1 rRNA gene is annotated in these 1643 nt (G+C 53.8%); it reads right to left on the bottom strand.

The window, feature by feature from the left end:
• Positions 1-1643: ribosomal RNA gene (locus H9647_RS25540) — 23S ribosomal RNA — on the bottom strand; the annotation flags it as partial.

Raw genomic sequence — 1643 nt, 5'->3', positions numbered from 1 at the left:
CCAGCCTATCTACCTCGTCGTCTTCAAGGGGTCTTACTAATTGGGAAATCTCATCTTGAGGTGGGCTTCGCGCTTAGATGCTTTCAGCGCTTATCCCTTCCATACATAGCTACCCAGCGATGCTCCTGGCGGAACAACTGGTACACCAGCGGTATGTCCATCCCGGTCCTCTCGTACTAAGGACAGCTCCTCTCAAATTTCCTACGCCCACGACAGATAGGGACCGAACTGTCTCACGACGTTCTGAACCCAGCTCGCGTACCGCTTTAATGGGCGAACAGCCCAACCCTTGGGACCTACTTCAGCCCCAGGATGCGATGAGCCGACATCGAGGTGCCAAACCTCCCCGTCGATGTGGACTCTTGGGGGAGATAAGCCTGTTATCCCCAGGGTAGCTTTTATCCGTTGAGCGATGGCCCTTCCATGCGGTACCACCGGATCACTAAGCCCGACTTTCGTCCCTGCTCGACTTGTAGGTCTCGCAGTCAAGCTCCCTTGTGCCTTTACACTCTGCGAATGATTTCCAACCATTCTGAGGGAACCTTTGGGCGCCTCCGTTACTCTTTAGGAGGCGACCGCCCCAGTCAAACTGCCCACCTGACACTGTCCTCGCACCGGATCACGGTACCAAGTTAGAACCTAGATACGATCAGGGTGGTATCCCAACGTTGCCTCCACACAAGCTGGCGCTCATGCTTCTTAGGCTCCCACCTATCCTGTACAGATCGTACCCAAATCCAATATCAAGCTGCAGTAAAGCTCCATGGGGTCTTTCCGTCTTGTCGCGGGTAACCTGCATCTTCACAGGTATTAAAATTTCACCGGATCTCTCGTTGAGACAGCGCCCAAGTCGTTACGCCATTCGTGCGGGTCAGAATTTACCTGACAAGGAATTTCGCTACCTTAGGACCGTTATAGTTACGGCCGCCGTTTACTGGGGCTTCGGTTCATAGCTTCGGATTACTCCTAACCACTCCCCTTAACCTTCCAGCACCGGGCAGGCGTCAGCCCGTATACTTCGCCTTGCGGCTTCGCACAGACCTGTGTTTTTGCTAAACAGTCGCTTGGGCCTTTTCACTGCGACCCCCTCGTGCTATTCACACTACCGGGGTACCCCTTCTCCCGAAGTTACGGGGTCATTTTGCCGAGTTCCTTAACGAGAGTTCTTCCGCGCGCCTTAGAATTCTCTTCTCACCTACCTGTGTCGGTTTACGGTACGGGCACCTTCATCTGGCTAGAGGCTTTTCTTGGCAGTCTGAGATCATGACCTTCGCTACTGTAATTTTCACTCCCCATCACAGCCCAGCCTTAACGATGTGCGGATTTGCCTACACATCAGCCTCACTGCTTGGACAGACATCCATCAGTCTGCGTCACTACCCTACTGCGTCCCCCCATCGCTCGTAACGATTTACGGTGGTACAGGAATTTCGACCTGTTGTCCTTCGACTACGCCTTTCGGCCTCGCCTTAGGTCCCGACTTACCCTGAGCGGACGAGCCTTCCTCAGGAACCCTTAGGTTTTCGGCGGATCAGATTCTCACTGATCTTTTCGTTACTCATACCGGCATTCTCACTTGTATGCAGTCCAGCAGTCCTTCCGGTCTACCTTCAACCCGGCATACAACGCTCCCCTACCCCTGA

Origin of the sequence: Paenibacillus gallinarum, assembly GCF_014836635.1 — a bacterium.
GTDB classification, from domain to species: Bacteria; Bacillota; Bacilli; order Paenibacillales; family Paenibacillaceae; genus Paenibacillus; species Paenibacillus gallinarum.
Note: the sequence above shows the minus strand (reverse complement) of the source record. Positions and strands in the feature narration are given on the sequence as shown.